17 protein-coding genes, 2 tRNA genes and 2 rRNA genes are annotated in these 17,783 nt (G+C 55.6%); 14 read left to right on the top strand and 7 right to left on the bottom strand.

Annotated features, from left to right (window positions below):
- From CWM57_RS26040 to CWM57_RS26025, 4 genes are all read left to right on the top strand, one after another.
- Positions 1–115: ribosomal RNA gene (locus CWM57_RS26040) — 23S ribosomal RNA — on the top strand; the annotation flags it as partial.
- 191 nt (positions 116–306) lie between these two features.
- Positions 307–422 (top strand): 5S ribosomal RNA (rrf, locus tag CWM57_RS26035).
- A 57-nt stretch (positions 423–479) separates the two neighbouring features.
- Positions 480–556 (top strand) — tRNA-Asp (locus CWM57_RS26030).
- Between the two features lie 52 nt (positions 557–608).
- Positions 609–684: transfer RNA gene (locus CWM57_RS26025), tRNA-Trp, on the top strand.
- Positions 685–785: 101 nt separating this feature from the next.
- Here the strand turns inward: CWM57_RS26025 and hdfR are convergent.
- Positions 786–1,607, bottom strand: a complete 822-nt coding sequence (hdfR, locus tag CWM57_RS26020) for an HTH-type transcriptional regulator HdfR (RefSeq protein ID WP_074387424.1) — start codon at positions 1,605–1,607, stop codon at positions 786–788.
- A 118-nt stretch (positions 1,608–1,725) separates the two neighbouring features.
- Here hdfR and CWM57_RS26015 point away from each other — a divergent pair, with 118 nt between their 5' ends.
- Positions 1,726–2,064 carry a DUF413 domain-containing protein gene (locus CWM57_RS26015; RefSeq protein ID WP_004886877.1) on the top strand — a complete coding sequence of 113 codons (339 nt, stop codon included), beginning with the start codon at positions 1,726–1,728 and terminating at the stop codon, positions 2,062–2,064.
- A 22-nt stretch (positions 2,065–2,086) separates the two neighbouring features.
- Here the strand turns inward: CWM57_RS26015 and CWM57_RS26010 are convergent, their stop codons facing one another.
- Positions 2,087–3,607, bottom strand: coding sequence for a YifB family Mg chelatase-like AAA ATPase (locus CWM57_RS26010; protein ID WP_100676580.1), 1,521 nt, complete (start codon positions 3,605–3,607; stop codon positions 2,087–2,089).
- Between the two features lie 354 nt (positions 3,608–3,961).
- Between CWM57_RS26010 and ilvL the strand changes: the two genes are divergently transcribed.
- The 7 genes from ilvL (at position 3,962) to ilvA (ending at position 10,508) form a co-directional block, all read left to right on the top strand.
- Entirely contained in the window at positions 3,962–4,060 is a 99-nt protein-coding gene (ilvL, locus tag CWM57_RS26005; RefSeq protein ID WP_001311244.1) for an ilv operon leader peptide, read from the top strand.
- Between the two features lie 84 nt (positions 4,061–4,144).
- Positions 4,145–4,198 carry a peptide IlvX gene (gene ilvX / locus CWM57_RS28495; RefSeq protein WP_201281575.1) on the top strand — a complete coding sequence of 18 codons (54 nt, stop codon included), beginning with the start codon at positions 4,145–4,147 and terminating at the stop codon, positions 4,196–4,198.
- A 2-nt stretch (positions 4,199–4,200) separates the two neighbouring features.
- Positions 4,201–5,847: an acetolactate synthase 2 catalytic subunit gene (gene ilvG / locus CWM57_RS26000; protein WP_008807982.1), complete on the top strand. Its 1,647-nt coding sequence runs from the start codon at positions 4,201–4,203 to the stop codon at positions 5,845–5,847.
- A complete protein-coding gene (gene ilvM, locus CWM57_RS25995; protein WP_032736936.1) occupies positions 5,844–6,101 on the top strand; it encodes an acetolactate synthase 2 small subunit in 258 nt (85 codons plus the stop codon). The genes ilvG and ilvM overlap by 4 nt, the downstream gene beginning before the upstream one ends.
- Positions 6,102–6,120: 19 nt before the next feature.
- Positions 6,121–7,050, top strand: a complete 930-nt coding sequence (locus CWM57_RS25990) for a branched-chain amino acid transaminase (RefSeq protein WP_049163149.1) — start codon at positions 6,121–6,123, stop codon at positions 7,048–7,050.
- Positions 7,051–7,110: 60 nt separating this feature from the next.
- Positions 7,111–8,961, top strand: coding sequence for a dihydroxy-acid dehydratase (ilvD, locus tag CWM57_RS25985; RefSeq protein ID WP_061156216.1), 1,851 nt, complete (start codon positions 7,111–7,113; stop codon positions 8,959–8,961).
- 2 nt (positions 8,962–8,963) lie between these two features.
- Complete coding sequence (ilvA, locus tag CWM57_RS25980) at positions 8,964–10,508, top strand: threonine ammonia-lyase, biosynthetic (protein ID WP_061156215.1); 1,545 nt, start codon at positions 8,964–8,966, stop codon at positions 10,506–10,508.
- Here ilvA and ilvY read toward each other — a convergent pair.
- On the bottom strand, positions 10,505–11,395 hold the full coding sequence (gene ilvY, locus CWM57_RS25975) for an HTH-type transcriptional activator IlvY (RefSeq protein ID WP_100676578.1): 891 nt from the start codon (positions 11,393–11,395) through the stop codon (positions 10,505–10,507). The genes ilvA and ilvY overlap by 4 nt on opposite strands.
- Before the next feature lie 154 nt (positions 11,396–11,549).
- On the opposite strand from ilvY, the gene ilvC reads away from it, so the two are divergent.
- On the top strand, positions 11,550–13,025 hold the full coding sequence (gene ilvC, locus CWM57_RS25970; protein ID WP_008807976.1) for a ketol-acid reductoisomerase: 1,476 nt from the start codon (positions 11,550–11,552) through the stop codon (positions 13,023–13,025).
- A gap of 202 nt (positions 13,026–13,227) precedes the next feature.
- Here ilvC and ppiC (CWM57_RS25965) read toward each other — a convergent pair whose 3' ends face one another.
- Both ppiC (CWM57_RS25965) and ppiC (CWM57_RS25960) read right to left on the bottom strand, forming a co-directional pair.
- Positions 13,228–13,509 carry a peptidylprolyl isomerase PpiC gene (gene ppiC / locus CWM57_RS25965; protein WP_002883180.1) on the bottom strand — a complete coding sequence of 94 codons (282 nt, stop codon included), beginning with the start codon at positions 13,507–13,509 and terminating at the stop codon, positions 13,228–13,230.
- Between the two features lie 51 nt (positions 13,510–13,560).
- On the bottom strand, positions 13,561–13,842 hold the full coding sequence (gene ppiC, locus CWM57_RS25960) for a peptidylprolyl isomerase PpiC (RefSeq protein ID WP_008807974.1): 282 nt from the start codon (positions 13,840–13,842) through the stop codon (positions 13,561–13,563).
- Between the two features lie 112 nt (positions 13,843–13,954).
- Between ppiC (CWM57_RS25960) and rep the strand changes: the two genes are divergently transcribed.
- Entirely contained in the window at positions 13,955–15,976 is a 2,022-nt protein-coding gene (rep, locus tag CWM57_RS25955) for a DNA helicase Rep (protein WP_012543251.1), read from the top strand.
- Positions 15,977–15,980: 4 nt separating this feature from the next.
- On the opposite strand, the gene CWM57_RS25950 is transcribed toward rep, so the two are convergent.
- Together CWM57_RS25950 and CWM57_RS25945 are read right to left on the bottom strand one after the other, a co-directional pair.
- Entirely contained in the window at positions 15,981–16,703 is a 723-nt protein-coding gene (locus tag CWM57_RS25950; protein WP_074387426.1) for a DUF554 domain-containing protein, read from the bottom strand.
- Positions 16,704–16,766: 63 nt separating this feature from the next.
- Entirely contained in the window at positions 16,767–17,765 is a 999-nt protein-coding gene (locus CWM57_RS25945) for an amidohydrolase family protein (RefSeq protein WP_074387421.1), read from the bottom strand.
- Positions 17,766–17,783: the final 18 nt, after the last annotated feature.

Here is a 17,783-nt window from a genome sequence, read left to right as displayed (position 1 = left end):
TGAGACTTTAAGTCTCCTGAAGGAACGTTGAAGACGACGACGTTGATAGGCCGGGTGTGTAAGCGCAGCGATGCGTTGAGCTAACCGGTACTAATGAACCGTGAGGCTTAACCTTACAACGCCGAAGGTGTTTTGGCGGATTGAGAGAAGATTTTCAGCTCTGATTCAGAGTCCGAAGGATTTTGCGCTGAGACAAGGCGGCAAACGAGGCGATGGAAGGAGCATACATAAGTATGTGACTGACACTCGCGAGAGCAGCCAACGCAGTATGAGCGCAAAAGACACAGGACGAGCACAAAGAATTTGCCTGGCGGCACTAGCGCGGTGGTCCCACCTGACCCCATGCCGAACTCAGAAGTGAAACGCCGTAGCGCCGATGGTAGTGTGGGGTCTCCCCATGTGAGAGTAGGGAACTGCCAGGCATCAAATTGCAGTAAGCCGGGGTGACAACCGGTGGTAATAAAGCGAAGAAATTCGGTGGAGCGGTAGTTCAGTCGGTTAGAATACCTGCCTGTCACGCAGGGGGTCGCGGGTTCGAGTCCCGTCCGTTCCGCCACTTATTAAAATTAAGCCTGCTATGTTAGCGGGCTTAATAGCGAGAAAGATTTAGGGGCGTAGCTCAGTTGGTAGAGCACCGGTCTCCAAAACCGGGTGTCGCGAGTTCGAGTCTCTCCGCCCCTGCCATATATAATCCTTTGCTTCGGCAAAGGATTTTTTTTGTTTGTCATTTCGTCCATTCCTCTGCCTTCCCCCGCTTTGGTCACTCCATCCATGGAGTCAGATCTTTATTCCAGTATGCTGCTTTTCAGGATCTCGCGAATATGCGCTTGTTTATCGCTATTTTGTAGCCAAATGGCATACAGAGGACGTGAGAGTGTCGCGCTATCGGTCACCGTATGTAGACCGCTTTTCTGCTGCGCCCAACTGACGGGTAACCAGCTACAGCCATTCAAGGTACTGAGTTGCTGATAAGCCAGTTCTGCGGAGCTCGTTGTCAACAGTGGCACATCATCGCTACCAATCAGCCCCACTTCGTTTTGCTGGAAATCCGGCCCCCATTCCAGACGCAGGTAGTTCAAATCATTCTTATTTTTCCCTGGTGCGGCACAATAGAGCGCCAGGGTGAAATTACCCAGCAACTGGCAGCTTAATTCATCCATCTTCGGTGATTCAGTTGTGATCAGGAGATCGAGCTGGCGTTCATGCAACTGTTTAACTAATGACTGACGTTGGGCGATCCGCGCCTCGAATTGCAGGTTATAGGGATCTTTGTAGAGAGTCCCCAGCCAGCCGTTCAGCAGACATTCCCACAGCGACGCGCTGGCACCGATGGAGAATTCGTTATGTCGCGAAGAGTGAGCGACCTCCTTGCGCGCGGCCTGCCAGGTGTTCATCAACGTTTCGGCGTAGGGCAGGAGCTTTTCTCCGGCGGTCGTCAGACGAATGTTATTACGATGGCGGGTGAACAGGTTCACGCCAAGTTGATTCTCCAGCTGACGAATACGAAAGCTGACCGCTGACTGCGTCAGGTAAAGTGCCTCTGCTGCCCGCCCAAAGTGACGAGTTCTGCTCACTTCCAGGAAAGTCTTGAGCAATTCCGTATCCACACCGTTCTCCACAAAATTATTTGTCGTCATGATTTAAATGTTTTGTTTGACGCTCTGTCAAGCGTAACTAATACTCCGCGCCATAAATAGCTCGGCCAAAGAATCAGGAGCGTGTAGGATGGCGGAAAGCTTTACGACGACTAATCGTTTTTTCGACAATAAAAATTATCCACGCGGGTTCTCCCGTCATGGTGATTTCACCATCAAAGAGGCGCAACTGCTGGAACGTCATGGTTATGCCTTTAATGAACTGGAACTGGGTAAACGCGAACCTGTTACCGATGATGAAAAACAATTTGTCTCGGTGTGCCGTGGTGAACGTGAGCCGGTAACGGAAGCAGAACGCGTATGGATTAAGTATATGGCACGCATCAAGCGGCCGAAGCGTTTCCATACTCTTTCCGGCGGCAAACCGCAGATGGAAGGCGCTGACGATTACACCGAAAGCGATGACTAAGAAAAGGGCGTAAGCCCTTTTTTTACGCCATCATTTTCTGCAGATGGCTAAGCATCCGATCTATTGCCCGATAGCTAAGCGCCTCCTGCAAATGGTGGCGTTCAATCTCTTCAGCCTCTGCCAGATCGGCAATGGTTCTTGCCACTTTTAACAGACGCTGCCAGGCCCGTATAGAAAGCCCCAGGTGAGTTAGCGTCTGTTCCAGCCAGACAGCATCATCCTGCCGCAAGTGGCAGCAGCTCTTCATTTCACGATTCTCAAGATGCGCATTCAGCTTATTTTGCCTGAGCATTTGACGTTCACGCGCCGCCAGCACACGCTGACGGACTGTCGCACTCGATTCTTCACCTCGTATGCCCTGGCTCAGTATCCCCGGCGGTGGCAGCGGGATCTCTAAGGAGAGATCGAAACGGTCGAGAAAAGGGCCAGACAGGCGCCCAAGGTAGCGCAATGTCTGCTCAGGCGACGCGCGATTATGTTTACCCTGATAATGCCCGGTCGGGCTTGGGTTCATTGCTGCGATAAGCTGAAAGCGCGCCGGATAGTCAATTTTGGCGCGCGATCGTGATATGTGGATCTTGCCTGACTCAATGGGCTCACGTAGCGCATCCAGCACCCGCCGCTCAAACTCCGGTAGCTCATCAAGAAATAGCACGCCATTATGGGCCAGTGAAATCTCGCCAGGGGCGGGTATTGAGCCCCCGCCCACCATCGCTGCCAGCGAGGCGCTATGGTGAGGGGCGCGGAACGGCCTCTGACGCCACCGGGTCTTTGCGGTGTGGGGGTTGACCAGACTTTGAATGGCCGTGCTCTCCAGCGCTTCCTGATTGCTTAATGGCGGCAAAAGGCCGGGGAGCCGGCTGGCAAGCATGGTTTTGCCGGTGCCTGGTGGGCCAATCAGGAGCAGATTGTGGCCACCGGCCGCCACAATCTCCAGCGCCCGTTTGCCCTGTTGCTGGCCGATAACATCTCGCAGATCTTCGCAGCGTTCATCAACGGCGGGCACTTCGGCGAGAGGCGGTGAAAGCGATGCTTGCCCCGCGAGAAACGCGCACACCTGCTGCAGATGGTCGGCGACCAGGCAATCGCTGCCGCCGAGCAGACCCACCTCAGCCGCATTGTCAGAGGAGACGACAATGCGCCGGCCGGCTTTAATGGCTTCCATTGCGCTGGGGATCGCCCCAGGAACGCCGCGTAAGCCGCCTGTAAGGGCGAGTTCGCCCACAAACTCATATTGATTCAATCGGGTTGTGTTGAGCTGCTCTGAGGCGACGAGAAGCGCGAGAGCGATGGGAAGGTCGTATCGTCCACCCTCTTTAGGCAGATCCGCGGGTGCCAGGTTAATGGTTATTTTCTTCGCAGGGAAAGCGTAGCCGCTGTTGATCAAGGCGCTGCGTACCCGGTCGCGGGCCTCTTTCACGGTGGTCTCCGGTAGCCCGACCATGGTCAAGCCAGGCAGACCGCTGCTGAGATGAACCTCGATAGTAATCAATGGCGCTTCGATACCGAGCGCCGCGCGTGTATAAACGATGGCGAGCGACATAAAACCTCCTGGACAGAGACGGATTATGACGAGCCTGCCGTGAAACGGCAGCGGCAATAACACGAAGTTAGAAGCAGAGATCCATTATTTTCACGCCATCTCGTTACATTTAGCCGAAAATGGAAACGTGATCGAAAAACGTGGTGCATCCGAAACAGAGATTGGCGCTGAGCGTACAGCGTGAAAGAAAACTGAATTTTTTTCATTTCTGATTTTCTTCATATAAAACAATTATTTTTTCTGAAACTGTTAGGCTGCTCAGAAACGAAAATATAAAAAAATCTTGTGTTTTATGTGATGTCTGTGGTACCTCTTTAGGTATTCCTTCGAACAAGAAGCCAGAAAGTACAGAAAATGACAGCCCTTCTACGAGTGATTAGCCTGGTCGTGATTAGCGTGGTGGTGATTATTATCCCACCGTGCGGGGCTGCACTTGGACGAGGAAAGGCTTAAGAATCAAGCCTTAACGAACTAAGACCCCCGCACCGAAAGGTCCGGGGGTTTTTTTATAACTGAAATAACCTAAGCGAGGAGCAGATGATGACTTTTAGCATAAAATTCTGTTTCTCCCGATTTATGACGGGGAACTAACTATGAATGGCGCGCAGTGGGTGGTACATGCTTTGCGGACACAGGGAGTCGACACAGTTTTTGGCTATCCGGGTGGCGCAATTATGCCGGTTTACGATGCACTGTATGACGGCGGCGTGGAGCACCTGCTGTGTCGGCATGAGCAAGGGGCAGCCATGGCGGCCATTGGCTATGCGCGAGCGACCGGGAAAACCGGGGTGTGCATAGCGACGTCCGGCCCGGGCGCGACCAACCTGATCACTGGCCTGGCGGACGCCCTGCTTGATTCCATCCCCATTGTCGCTATCACCGGCCAGGTGGCCGCTCCCTTCATCGGCACGGATGCGTTCCAGGAAGTAGACGTTCTCGGTTTGTCACTGGCCTGTACTAAGCACAGTTTCCTCGTGCAGTCTCTGGATGAGCTGCCGCGGGTTATCGCTGAAGCTTTCCAGGTGGCAAACTCAGGCCGTCCGGGCCCGGTGCTGGTTGATATCCCTAAGGATATTCAGATGGCGCAGGGCGAGCTTGATCCTCATTTCTCTACCGTTGACGATGAGATGGCGTTCCCGCAGGCGGAGGTTGCTCAGGCTCTGCAGATGCTGGCTCAGTCACAGAAACCGATGCTGTATGTTGGCGGTGGGGTGGGTATGGCGCAGGCGGTACCGGCTTTGCGTGAATTCCTGGCGGTGACCCGAATGCCGGCAACCTGCACGCTGAAAGGGTTGGGCGTGGTGGCCGCAGATTATCCGTATTATCTCGGTATGCTGGGCATGCACGGCACTAAGGCGGCCAACCTGGCGGTACAGGAGTGCGATCTGCTAATCGCTGTCGGCGCGCGCTTTGACGATCGTGTGACCGGTAAGCTCAATACCTTCGCTCCGCATGCCAAAGTGATCCACATGGACATCGATCCGGCGGAACTGAACAAGCTGCGTCAGGCGCACATCGGTCTGACCGGCGATTTGAACCGCTTGCTGCCGGCGCTGCAGCAGCCGTTAGCTATCGATGCCTGGCGCGAGCATAATGCCGCACTGCGTACCGAGCACGCCTGGCGTTACGATCATCCCGGCGAGGCGATCTACGCGCCGCTGCTGCTGAAGCAGCTTTCCGACCGTAAGCCGGCGGACAGCGTTGTGACAACCGACGTAGGCCAGCACCAGATGTGGTCGGCTCAACATATGACCTATACCCGTCCGGAAAACTTTATCACCTCCAGCGGCTTAGGCACGATGGGCTTTGGCCTGCCGGCCGCTGTTGGCGCCCAGGTGGCGCGCCCGGACGATACGGTAATCTGTATCTCCGGTGACGGTTCCTTCATGATGAACGTGCAGGAGCTGGGCACCGTCAAACGCAAGCAGTTACCGTTGAAGATCGTGTTACTCGACAACCAGCGGTTAGGGATGGTTCGACAATGGCAGCAGCTGTTTTTCCAGGAACGTTATAGCGAAACCACTCTGACTGATAATCCTGATTTCCTCACGCTGGCCAGCGCCTTCGGTATTCCTGGCCAACACATCACCCGTAAAGACCAGGTTGAAGCGGCACTCGACACCATGCTTTCGAGCCAGGGGCCATACCTGCTTCATGTCTCAATCGACGAACTTGAGAATGTCTGGCCGTTGGTGCCGCCCGGCGCCAGTAATGCAGAAATGCTGGAGAAATTATCATGAAGCAACATCAGGTCGCTTTGCAGGCGCGTTTCAATCCGGAAACCTTAGAGCGCGTGCTGCGCGTTGTCCGCCACCGTGGTTTTCAAATCTGCTCAATGAACATGGAAACCGCGCCAGATGCGCAAAATATAAATATCGAATTGACCGTTGCCAGCCCGCGGCCCGTCGAATTACTGTTTAGCCAATTAAGTAAACTGGTCGACGTTGCCTGCGTCGAGATCCAGCAACCCACATCACAACAAATCCGCGCCTGAGCGCAGAGGAATAAAAAAAATGACGACGAAGAAAGCTGATTACATTTGGTTCAATGGCGAGATGACCCCATGGGGCGAGGCGAAAGTGCACGTCATGTCCCATGCGTTGCACTACGGTACTTCGGTATTCGAAGGCATCCGCTGCTACGACTCGCACAAAGGCCCGGTGGTGTTCCGTCATCGCGAACATATGCAGCGTCTGCATGACTCAGCCAAAATTTATCGTTTCCCGGTCTCGCAGAGTGTTGATGAGCTGATGGAAGCCTGCCGCGAAGTTATCCGTACCAATAAACTGACCAGCGCTTATATTCGTCCGCTGGTGTTTGTTGGCGATGTTGGCATGGGCGTTAACCCGCCGGACGGTTACAAAACCGACGTTATCATCGCGGCGTTCCCGTGGGGAGCCTACCTCGGCGCAGAAGCGCTGGAGCAGGGGATCGATGCGATGGTTTCTTCCTGGAACCGCGCGGCGCCGAACACCATCCCAACCGCGGCGAAAGCGGGCGGCAACTATCTCTCCTCTCTGCTGGTCGGCAGTGAAGCGCGTCGTCACGGTTATCAGGAAGGTATCGCGCTGGATGTTAACGGCTATATCTCTGAAGGTGCAGGCGAAAACCTGTTTGAGGTAAAAGATGGCGTGCTGTTTACTCCGCCGTTTACCTCTTCCGCGCTACCGGGCATTACCCGCGACGCGATCATCAAGCTGGCGAAAGAGCTCGGCATCGAAGTGCGCGAGCAGGTGCTGTCCCGTGAATCGCTGTACCTGGCAGATGAAGTCTTCATGTCCGGCACCGCGGCGGAAATCACCCCGGTACGCAGTGTTGACGGTATCCAGGTTGGCGCAGGCCGCCGCGGGCCGGTGACCAAACGCATTCAGGAAGCCTTCTTTGGCCTCTTCACCGGTGAAACAGAAGATAAATGGGGCTGGTTGGATCCGGTAAGTAAGTAATTAAAAATGGGACGGCACGCACCGTCCCATTTAATAAACAGAGATGGGAGTAAAAAGAGCATGCCTAAGTACCGTTCCGCCACCACCACACATGGCCGCAACATGGCGGGCGCCCGCGCGTTGTGGCGCGCAACCGGAATGACCGATGCCGATTTCGGCAAACCGATTATCGCCGTCGTCAACTCCTTTACCCAGTTTGTCCCCGGGCACGTGCACCTGCGCGATCTCGGCAAACTGGTTGCCGAGCAGATTGAAGCGGCAGGCGGTGTCGCCAAAGAATTTAACACCATCGCGGTGGATGATGGCATCGCCATGGGCCACGGGGGTATGCTCTATTCACTGCCATCCCGTGAGCTGATCGCCGACTCGGTCGAGTACATGGTTAATGCCCACTGCGCCGATGCCATGGTCTGTATCTCCAACTGCGACAAAATCACCCCGGGGATGCTGATGGCCTCTCTGCGCCTGAACATTCCGGTGATCTTTGTTTCCGGTGGCCCAATGGAAGCCGGGAAGACCAAGCTGTCAGATAAAATCATCAAGCTCGACCTGGTGGATGCGATGATCCAGGGGGCGGATCCGAAAGTGTCCGACGAACAGAGTAACCAGGTGGAACGTTCCGCTTGTCCGACCTGCGGCTCCTGTTCCGGGATGTTCACAGCGAACTCCATGAACTGCCTGACCGAAGCGCTGGGCCTGTCACAGCCGGGTAACGGCTCTCTGCTGGCGACCCACGCCGATCGTAAGGAGCTGTTCCTGAACGCCGGTAAACGTATCGTAGAGCTGACCAAACGCTACTACGAGCAGGATGATGCTTCCGCCTTGCCGCGCAATATCGCCAGCAAGGCAGCATTTGAAAACGCCATGACCCTCGATATCGCGATGGGCGGTTCAACCAACACCGTTCTGCACCTGCTGGCGGCGGCGCAGGAAGCCGAAATCGACTTCACCATGAGCGATATCGATAAGCTCTCCCGCAAGGTTCCGCAGTTGTGTAAAGTGGCGCCGAGTACACAGAAATACCACATGGAAGACGTGCACCGCGCTGGTGGCGTGCTGGGCATTCTGGGCGAACTGGACCGCGCCGGTTTACTCAACCGCGATGTCAAAAACGTCCTTGGCCTGACGCTGCCGCAGACCCTGGAACAGTACGATGTGATGCTGACCCAGGACGACGCGGTCAAAAAAATGTTCCGCGCCGGCCCGGCGGGGATCCGTACCACCCAGGCGTTCTCGCAGGATTGCCGCTGGGATACGCTGGATGACGATCGCGCCGAGGGATGTATCCGTTCTCTGGAACATGCCTACAGTAAAGACGGCGGACTGGCAGTGCTGTACGGTAACTTTGCCGAAAATGGCTGTATCGTGAAAACCGCTGGCGTGGACGATAGCATCCTGAAATTTACCGGCCCGGCGAAAGTTTATGAAAGCCAGGACGAAGCGGTTGATGCCATCCTCGGTGGTAAAGTGGTGGCAGGCGACGTCGTGGTTATCCGCTATGAAGGGCCGAAAGGCGGGCCGGGGATGCAGGAGATGCTCTATCCGACCACCTTCCTGAAGTCTATGGGGCTTGGTAAAGCGTGTGCGCTGATCACCGATGGTCGTTTCTCCGGCGGCACCTCCGGGCTTTCCATTGGCCACGTATCGCCGGAAGCGGCGAGCGGCGGCAACATTGCGATCATCGAAGATGGCGACATGATTGCTATCGATATCCCGAACCGCGGTATCCAGCTGCAGCTGAGCGATGCAGAAATCGCCGCCCGTCGCGAAGCGCAGGAAGCGCGTGGCGATAAGGCGTGGACGCCGAAAGACCGCGAGCGCCAGGTCTCCTTTGCGCTGCGCGCTTATGCCAGCCTCGCGACCAGCGCCGACAAAGGCGCGGTGCGCGATAAATCAAAACTGGGTGGCTAATTATGGCGGACTCACAACCCCTGTCCGGTGCCCCTGAGGGCGCCGAATACCTGAGAGCAGTGCTGCGCGCGCCGGTTTATGAAGCGGTGCAGAAAACGCCGCTGCAAAAAATGGACAAGCTCTCTTCGCGACTGGATAACGTTATTCTGGTCAAACGCGAAGATCGCCAGCCGGTACACAGCTTTAAGCTGCGGGGCGCCTACGCGATGATGTCCAGCCTGACGGCGGAACAGAAATCGAATGGGGTGATCACGGCATCGGCAGGCAACCATGCGCAGGGAGTGGCATTCTCAGCCTCCCGGCTTGGGGTTAAGGCGCTGATCGTGATGCCGGTGGCAACCGCGGATATCAAAGTCGATGCCGTTCGCGGCTTTGGCGGCGAAGTGCTGCTGCATGGCGCCAACTTTGACGAAGCGAAGGCGAGAGCGATTGAGCTGGCGCAGCAGCAGGGCTTTACCTGGGTGCCGCCGTTCGATCACCCGATGGTGATCGCCGGTCAGGGAACCTTGGCGCTGGAGCTGCTGCAGCAGGATGCTCACATCGATCGTGTGTTCGTTCCGGTGGGCGGCGGCGGTCTGGCGGCGGGCGTGGCGGTGCTGATCAAGCAGCTGATGCCGCAGATTAAAGTGATAGCGGTAGAAGCGGAAGACTCGGCATGTCTGAAAGCGGCGCTGGATGCCGGTCATCCGGTGGATCTGCCGCGCGTCGGTTTGTTTGCTGAAGGCGTGGCGGTCAAACGCATCGGCGATGAAACCTTCCGTTTGTGCCAGGAGTATCTGGACGACATCATCACCGTCGACAGCGACGCTATTTGCGCGGCGATGAAAGATCTGTTCGAAGATGTGCGGGCGGTGGCGGAGCCTTCCGGCGCGCTGGCGCTGGCGGGGATGAAGAAATATGTCGCCCAGCACAATATTCGCGGCGAGCGACTGGCTCATATCCTGTCCGGTGCCAACGTTAACTTCCACGGCCTGCGCTACGTGTCTGAGCGCTGCGAGCTCGGGGAACAACGCGAAGCGCTGCTGGCGGTGACGATCCCGGAAGAGAAGGGCAGCTTTCTGAAGTTTTGCCAGCTGCTGGGCGGGCGCTCGGTGACGGAGTTCAACTACCGCTTTGCCGATGCCAAAGACGCCTGCATTTTTGTCGGGGTACGCCTGAGTCGCGGGCTGGAGGAGCGGAAAGAGATCCTCCAGTTACTGAACGACGGCGGGTACAGCGTCGTTGACCTTTCCGATGACGAAATGGCCAAGCTCCATGTGCGCTATATGGTCGGCGGCCGGCCGTCAAAAGCGCTGCAGGAACGTCTGTTCAGCTTCGAGTTCCCTGAATCGCCGGGGGCGCTGCTGAAGTTCCTGCACACCCTTGGCACCCACTGGAATATTTCGCTGTTCCACTACCGTAGCCACGGCACCGACTATGGTCGGGTGTTAGCGGCCTTCGAGCTGGGCGAGCACGAGCCGGACTTTGAAACCCGTCTTAACGAGCTGGGCTATGAGTGCCACGACGAAACCCATAACCCGGCATTCCGCTTTTTTCTCGCGGGCTAGTGGTTAGGCAGGATTTTCCAGAAAGCATCAATAAGCGGCTCATGCAGCCGCTTTTTTTGTGCGCAAACGCCCAGCTCAAACGGGGTTTGCTCATCGCTGCGCTCCAGAATCATCACCCGGTTGCGTACTGGTTCCGGGCTGTTTTCCAGTACCACCTCCGGTAGCAGCGCCACGCCGCAGCCGAGGGCGACCATCGACACCATCGCTTCGTGGCCCCCGACGGTGGCGTAGATCGACGGGTTGCTGATTTTATGCCGTCGAAACCACAGCTCGATGCGCCGACGTACCGGCCCCTGGTCAGCCATGATAAACGGCACTGTCGACCAGTCCGGACGCTCAACGGTCACCTGGTTACGCACCGGGCAGGGAAGGGCCGGGGCAATTAACACCACGGCGAGGTTCTCCAGCATCGAAAACGCCACCGATCCCGGCAGGGTCTCTGGTTTACCGGCAATCGCCAGGTCGGCTTCGCCGGTGACGACCTTCTCCATGGCATCAGCGGCGTCGCCGGTCGAGAGCTTGATCTCCACCGAAGGATGCGCAGCGCGAAAGCGATCGAGGATCGGCGGCAGATGACTATAAGCGGCGGTGACAGAGCAGAAGATATGCAGCTCACCGGAGAGCGAAGGTCCCTGCTGATCGATGGCGTGGCGAAGCTGCTGATACTGCAGTAAGGTCTGCTGGGCAAAGGTGCGTAGCTCTTCCCCGGCTTCGGTGAGCTTCACCGTGCGATTATCACGCACGAACAGCGGCTGGCCGAGGTCCTCTTCCAGGCGTTGAATTTGGCGCGAAAGTGTCGAAGGGCTGACGTGCATGGCCCGCGCGCTGCGGCCAAAATGGCGGCTTTCCGCCAGATGCAGAAAGGTTTTCAGATCGCGTAAATCCACGGCGCGTACTCCCCGATTTTGTATTTCATAAATTGCAACGTGACGTTGTGAATATATCAATTTCCGCAATAAAATTCCTGTCATATAGTAAGTTCATTCTCGCAAAAGCGAACCGAACAATAAGCACGACAACACAACATCACGAGGTATCACCATGGCTAACTACTTCAACACACTGAATCTGCGCCAGCAGCTGGCACAGCTGGGCAAATGCCGCTTTATGGGGCGCGATGAATTTGCCGATGGCGCAAGCTATCTTCAGGGTAAAAAAGTAGTCATCGTCGGCTGTGGCGCGCAGGGCCTGAACCAGGGTCTGAACATGCGTGATTCCGGCCTGGATATCTCCTATGCGTTGCGTAAAGAAGCGATTGCCGAGAAGCGCGCTTCCTGGCGTAAAGCGACCGAAAACGGCTTCAAAGTCGGTACCTATGAAGAGCTGATCCCGCAGGCCGACCTGGTAGTTAACCTGACGCCGGACAAACAGCACTCTGACGTTGTGCGTTCCGTACAGCCGCTGATGAAAGACGGCGCGGCGCTGGGTTACTCCCACGGCTTCAACATCGTTGAAGTGGGCGAGCAGATCCGCAAAGACATCACCGTGGTGATGGTGGCGCCGAAGTGCCCGGGTACCGAAGTTCGTGAAGAGTACAAACGCGGTTTCGGCGTGCCGACGCTTATCGCCGTACACCCGGAAAACGATCCGAAAGGCGAAGGCATGGCCATTGCCAAAGCCTGGGCAGCGGCGACCGGCGGCCATCGCGCGGGTGTTCTGGAATCCTCCTTCGTGGCGGAAGTGAAATCTGACCTGATGGGTGAGCAGACCATCCTCTGCGGCATGCTGCAGGCGGGTTCGCTGCTGTGCTTCGACAAGCTGGTGGCGGAAGGTACCGACCCGGCGTATGCGGAAAAACTGATTCAGTTCGGCTGGGAAACCATCACCGAAGCGCTGAAACAAGGCGGCATCACGCTGATGATGGATCGCCTGTCTAATCCGGCGAAACTGCGCGCTTATGCGCTGTCCGAACAGCTGAAAGAGATCATGGCGCCGCTGTTCCAGAAACACATGGATGACATCATCTCCGGCGAATTCTCCTCCGGTATGATGGCGGACTGGGCGAACGATGATAAGAAACTGCTGACCTGGCGTGAAGAGACCGGCAAAACCGCCTTCGAAACCGCCCCGCAGTATGAAGGCAAAATCGGCGAGCAGGAGTACTTCGATAAAGGCGTTCTGATGATCGCGATGGTGAAAGCGGGCGTTGAGCTGGCGTTCGAAACCATGGTTGATTCCGGCATCATCGAAGAGTCCGCTTACTATGAATCACTGCACGAGCTGCCGCTGATCGCGAACACTATCGCCCGTAAGCGTTTGTATGAAATGAACGTGGTTATCTCTGATACCGCAGAGTACGGTAACTACCTGTTCTCTTACGCTTGCGTACCGCTGCTGAAAGAGTTTATGACTACCCTGCAGACCGGCGACCTGGGCAAAGCGATTGCTGAAGGCGCGGTAGATAACGCTCAGCTGCGTGACGTGAACGAAGCGATTCGCAGCCACGCTATCGAGCAGGTGGGTAAGAAACTGCGCGGTTATATGACTGATATGAAACGTATCGCGGTAGCCGGCTAATTCCTCGTCGTCTTTCGACTTGCCGATGCGTTGGCTACGGTACGTACACCCCAGTCACATAGGAATCTATGTTCCTGGGGATGTACTTCCTTGCCGCCTTCCGGCCAGCCGAAATCCATAGAGGAATGGATTTGTTTAGTCGGCCTGATAAGCGAAGCGCCATCAGGCAAAAACCCGGAGATTAAGATCCCCGGGTTTTTTATTATTTCCGGTATAGCACTTTGATGATGTGGTAGCCGAACTGGGTATGCAGCGGGCCGGTTGGCTCCAGTTCCGGGCAGGAGAAGACCACTTTATCGAAGGCCGGTACCATCTGGCCCTGGCGGAACTCACCCAGATCGCCGCCGCGTTTGCCTGACGGGCAAATGGAGTGTTTCTTTGCCAGCTTGCCGAAGTCGGCGCCGTTTTTGAGCTGCTCGAGCAGATCGAGCGCCAGTTTCTCTTCTTTTACCAGGATGTGCAGTGCTGCCGCGGTTTTAGCCATGATTGCGCCTTGAGTGAGTTGGGATAAATCAGGGCGCCATAGTAGCACGCGCTAGCGGCGATACAGCACCTTGATGATATGGTAGCCGAATTTGGTTTTCACCGGGCCATAGGGTTTAAGCAGCGGACAGCTGAAGACGGCTTGATCAAACGGGCCGACCATCGTCCCCTGCGGGAATTCGCCTAAATCACCGCCATGACGTCCGGACGGACACTTTGAGTAACGCTTCGCCAGATGATCGAAGCTGATGCCTCGTTCCAGTTTGGCGAGGATCTCATGCGCCAGTTTTTCTTCTTTGACCAGAATATGCAGGGCCGCTGCGCTTTTTGCCATTACCAGATCCTCAGGATGAATTGCGTGGCTGACACTTTACCATCAGCCGGTAAATCTCGGCCTCGCTTTCTGCTACAATCCACACCCCGTTCGAAGATTGAGCAATATTCCCATGCGTTTAAACCCTGGCCAACAACAAGCCGTCGAATTCGTTACCGGACCGTGCCTGGTGCTGGCGGGCGCCGGTTCCGGTAAGACCCGCGTTATTACGAATAAAATCGCCCACCTGATCCGCGGCTGCGGTTATCAGGCGCGCCATATCGCGGCCGTCACCTTCACCAACAAGGCCGCGCGCGAAATGAAAGAGCGCGTCGGGCAAACGCTGGGGCGCAAAGAGGCGCGCGGGCTGATGATCTCCACCTTCCACACCCTGGGCCTGGATATCATCAAACGTGAATACGCCGCGCTGGGAATGAAATCTAACTTTTCCTTGTTCGATGATACTGACCAGGTCGCGCTGCTGAAAGAGCTCACCGAAGGGTTGATCGAAGATGACAAAGTGGTGTTGCAGCAGTTGATCTCGACGATCTCCAACTGGAAAAACGATCTGAAAACCCCGGCGCAGGCGGCGGCTGGCGCGAAAGGCGAACGGGACCGCATCTTCGCGCACTGCTATGGGCTGTACGATGCCCATATGAAGGCCTGCAACGTCCTCGATTTTGACGATCTGATCCTGTTGCCGACGCTGCTGCTGCAGCGTAATGAAGAGGTGCGCGAACGCTGGCAGAACAAGATCCGTTACCTGCTGGTGGATGAGTATCAGGATACCAACACCAGCCAGTATGAACTGGTGAAGCTACTGGTGGGACAGCGCGCGCGTTTTACCGTGGTGGGTGACGATGACCAGTCGATCTACTCGTGGCGCGGCGCGCGACCGCAGAACCTGGTGCTGCTCAGCCAGGATTTCCCGGCGCTGCAGGTGATCAAGCTTGAACAGAACTACCGCTCCTCCGGGCGTATTCTGAAAGCCGCTAACATTTTGATCGCTAATAATCCGCACGTCTTTGAAAAGCGGCTGTTTTCAGAACTTGGCTACGGTACTGAGCTGAAAGTACTCTCCGCCAACAATGAAGATCATGAAGCAGAGCGCGTGGCCGGGGAACTGATCGCCCACCACTTTATTAATAAAACTAACTACAAAGACTACGCGATCCTTTACCGCGGCAACCACCAGTCGCGGGTCTTTGAAAAGATGCTGATGCAGAACCGCATTCCATACAAAATCTCCGGCGGCACCTCGTTCTTCTCACGTCCGGAAATTAAAGACCTGCTGGCCTATCTGCGCGTACTGACCAATCCGGATGACGACAGCGCCTTCCTGCGCATCGTTAATACGCCGAAGCGCGAGATTGGTCCGGCGACATTGCAAAAGCTGGGTGAGTGGGCGATGAGCCGCAATAAAGGCTTATTCACCGCCAGCTTTGACATGGGGTTAAGCCAGACGCTGACCGGGCGCGGCTACGAATCCCTCACGCGCTTTACCCACTGGCTGCGGGAAATTCAGCAGCTGACCGAACGCGAGCCCGTTGCCGCCGTGCGCGATTTGATTCGCGGGATCGACTACGAATCCTGGCTGTATGAAACCTCGCCCAGCCCGAAAGCCGCGGAAATGCGAATGAAAAACGTCAACCAGCTGTTTACCTGGATGACCGAGATGCTGGAAGGCAGCGAAATCGATGAGCCGATGACCCTAACGCAGGTGGTCACCCGCTTTACCCTGCGCGACATGATGGAGCGCGGCGAATCGGATGAAGAGCTCGATCAGGTGCAGCTGATGACCCTCCATGCCTCAAAAGGGCTGGAGTTCCCGTATGTTTACCTGGTGGGAATGGAAGAGGGATTGCTGCCGCACCAGAGCAGCATCGATGAAGATAACGTCGATGAAGAGCGCCGGTTAGCCTACGTCGGCATCACCCGTGCGCAAAAAGAGCTGACCTTTACGTTGTGCAAGGAACGCCGGCAGTATGGTGAGCTGGTGCGCCCGGAGCCAAGCCGTTTCCTGCTCGAGCTCCCGCAGGACGATCTGATATGGGAGCAGGAGCGAAAAGTCATCTCTGCGGAAGAACGTATGCATAAAGGCCAGGCCAACGTCGCGAATATTAAAGCGATGCTGGCGAAGGCGAAAAAAGGCTAACGCCTCAGGCAACAAACTGCTGCCAGGCGGCGGAGAAGGGCATTACCAGCAGCAGTGAGGGCAGCATGTTGGCGGTGGGGAAATGGCGAATACCACAAAGCCGAAAACCGGTCGCCAGCATAATGATGCCGCCGCAGGCAGTGAAATCAGCGATCATCGATGGGTTTATCAACGTCATAATAAACGTGGCGGCGAAGAACAGAATCACGAAGATGATCAGCTGAGGAATAAAAATCGTAGTGATGATGTAGCCTAGCGTGGAAGCAAAAATGGCGGCGGTGAAAAAGTCGAGTATCGACTTGGTCAGCAGAATGGTCGGGTCGCCGGTCATCCCTTCGGTTAGGGCGCCAAAAATACCGGTACCGCTGGCGCAGAACAGGATCAGCACCGCGATAAACTGGTTCATAAAGTCCTCGGCTTCTACGCCTGCGTTGTTTTGAGCTGGAAAAATACGCTCGATGGGCGTGCGCAGTTTGGTGCCCGCCCGCTCAATCCACTTCTCAATATCCAGCAGGCCGCCAATAATCGTGCCGACAATAATGGCCAGGGCAATGGGTGGCAGATTATGCAATTTATTGACAAAGTGGATGCCCATGCTGATGGAGATCAGACCGGCAATTAGCGGCAAGGTTTTCTTGAAGTGTTCCGGAATAAAGCGATTCAGCGAGGCGCCAGCCAGCGCACCGACGAGAAGCGAGCCGCTACAGACAAATATACCTATTGCCATCATTTATTCTCCCTAATAAAAATCAGGGCCTGAATATTCAGGCCCTGAAGTCTGTCTTTAATATTACTTAATGTTAAAGACGCGGCTGGCATTGCCCCAGGCAATTTTATCTTTCAGCTCCGACTCCATTTCTAACGGATCAAACCAGTCACAGGCCTGATGAATATCTTCATATGGATAATCGACGGAGAACATCACGCGATCCGCGCCCATCACTTCAATGGCATTATTCAGCGAGTGAGTATTAAAATGACCGCTGGTGGTGACGATGAAATTATTCTGCAGGTAGTGCATTAACGGTTTTTCCGCTTTACCCAGACCGCAGCCGAAACGCTGACGATAGAGGCGGTGCTGAGTACGCGGCAGCATATGAACCAGCCCTTCGCCGAGGTGGCCCAGCACCAGATTGAGATTAGGATAACGATCGAACAAACCACTCATCATCAGACGGATAGCATGAACAGCCGTTTCCTGCGCAAAGCCCCACGCGGAGCCGATCAGGCTTTCGTAACCGGTGTAGATACCGCGCGCTGGCCCTTCCAGCGGTTCGCGAGGATGCAGGTACACCGGTACGTTCAACTCGTTGACCTTATCCCAGAACACCAGCATCGATTCGTCATCAAGATACAGGCCGTGTTCGCTATCTTTGACGTTGGTATAGCCGTTAATCAGCGCGCCTTTCATGCCCAGTTTTTTTACCGCACGCTCCAGTTCTTCCGCCGCCGCTTCCGGGTTTTGCAAGGCCAGGGTGGCGAAAGCGCTAAATTTATCCGGATTTGGCTTCACATAATTCTCAACGATAAAATCGTTAGTATCACGAGCAAAAGAAACGGCTTTGGCTTTGTCTAAAATAGATTGCGCGCCAGGTGAAGTTAGAGAAAGAATGACATGGTCAATATGACGCTGCGCCATTTCTTCCAGCTGAATGCTGCGATCCAGCAGGCGGCGCTCAACGTCTTTCATATATTCTGTACCGTTACGGCCGGCTTCACCGGTTGAATCCCACAGACGGTTATTTTCAGGAGTGGAGACGTGTTCTTCTAAAGCGATTTTTCCGCGCATGATATATTCCTTGCGATA

It is taken from the genome of Klebsiella sp. G-Nf4 (assembly GCF_002810615.1).
In the GTDB taxonomy this organism is placed as follows: domain Bacteria; phylum Pseudomonadota; class Gammaproteobacteria; order Enterobacterales; family Enterobacteriaceae; genus Klebsiella; species Klebsiella variicola.
The sequence above is the reverse complement of the archived record's forward strand: the minus strand, read 5'-3'. Positions and strand labels throughout refer to the sequence as shown.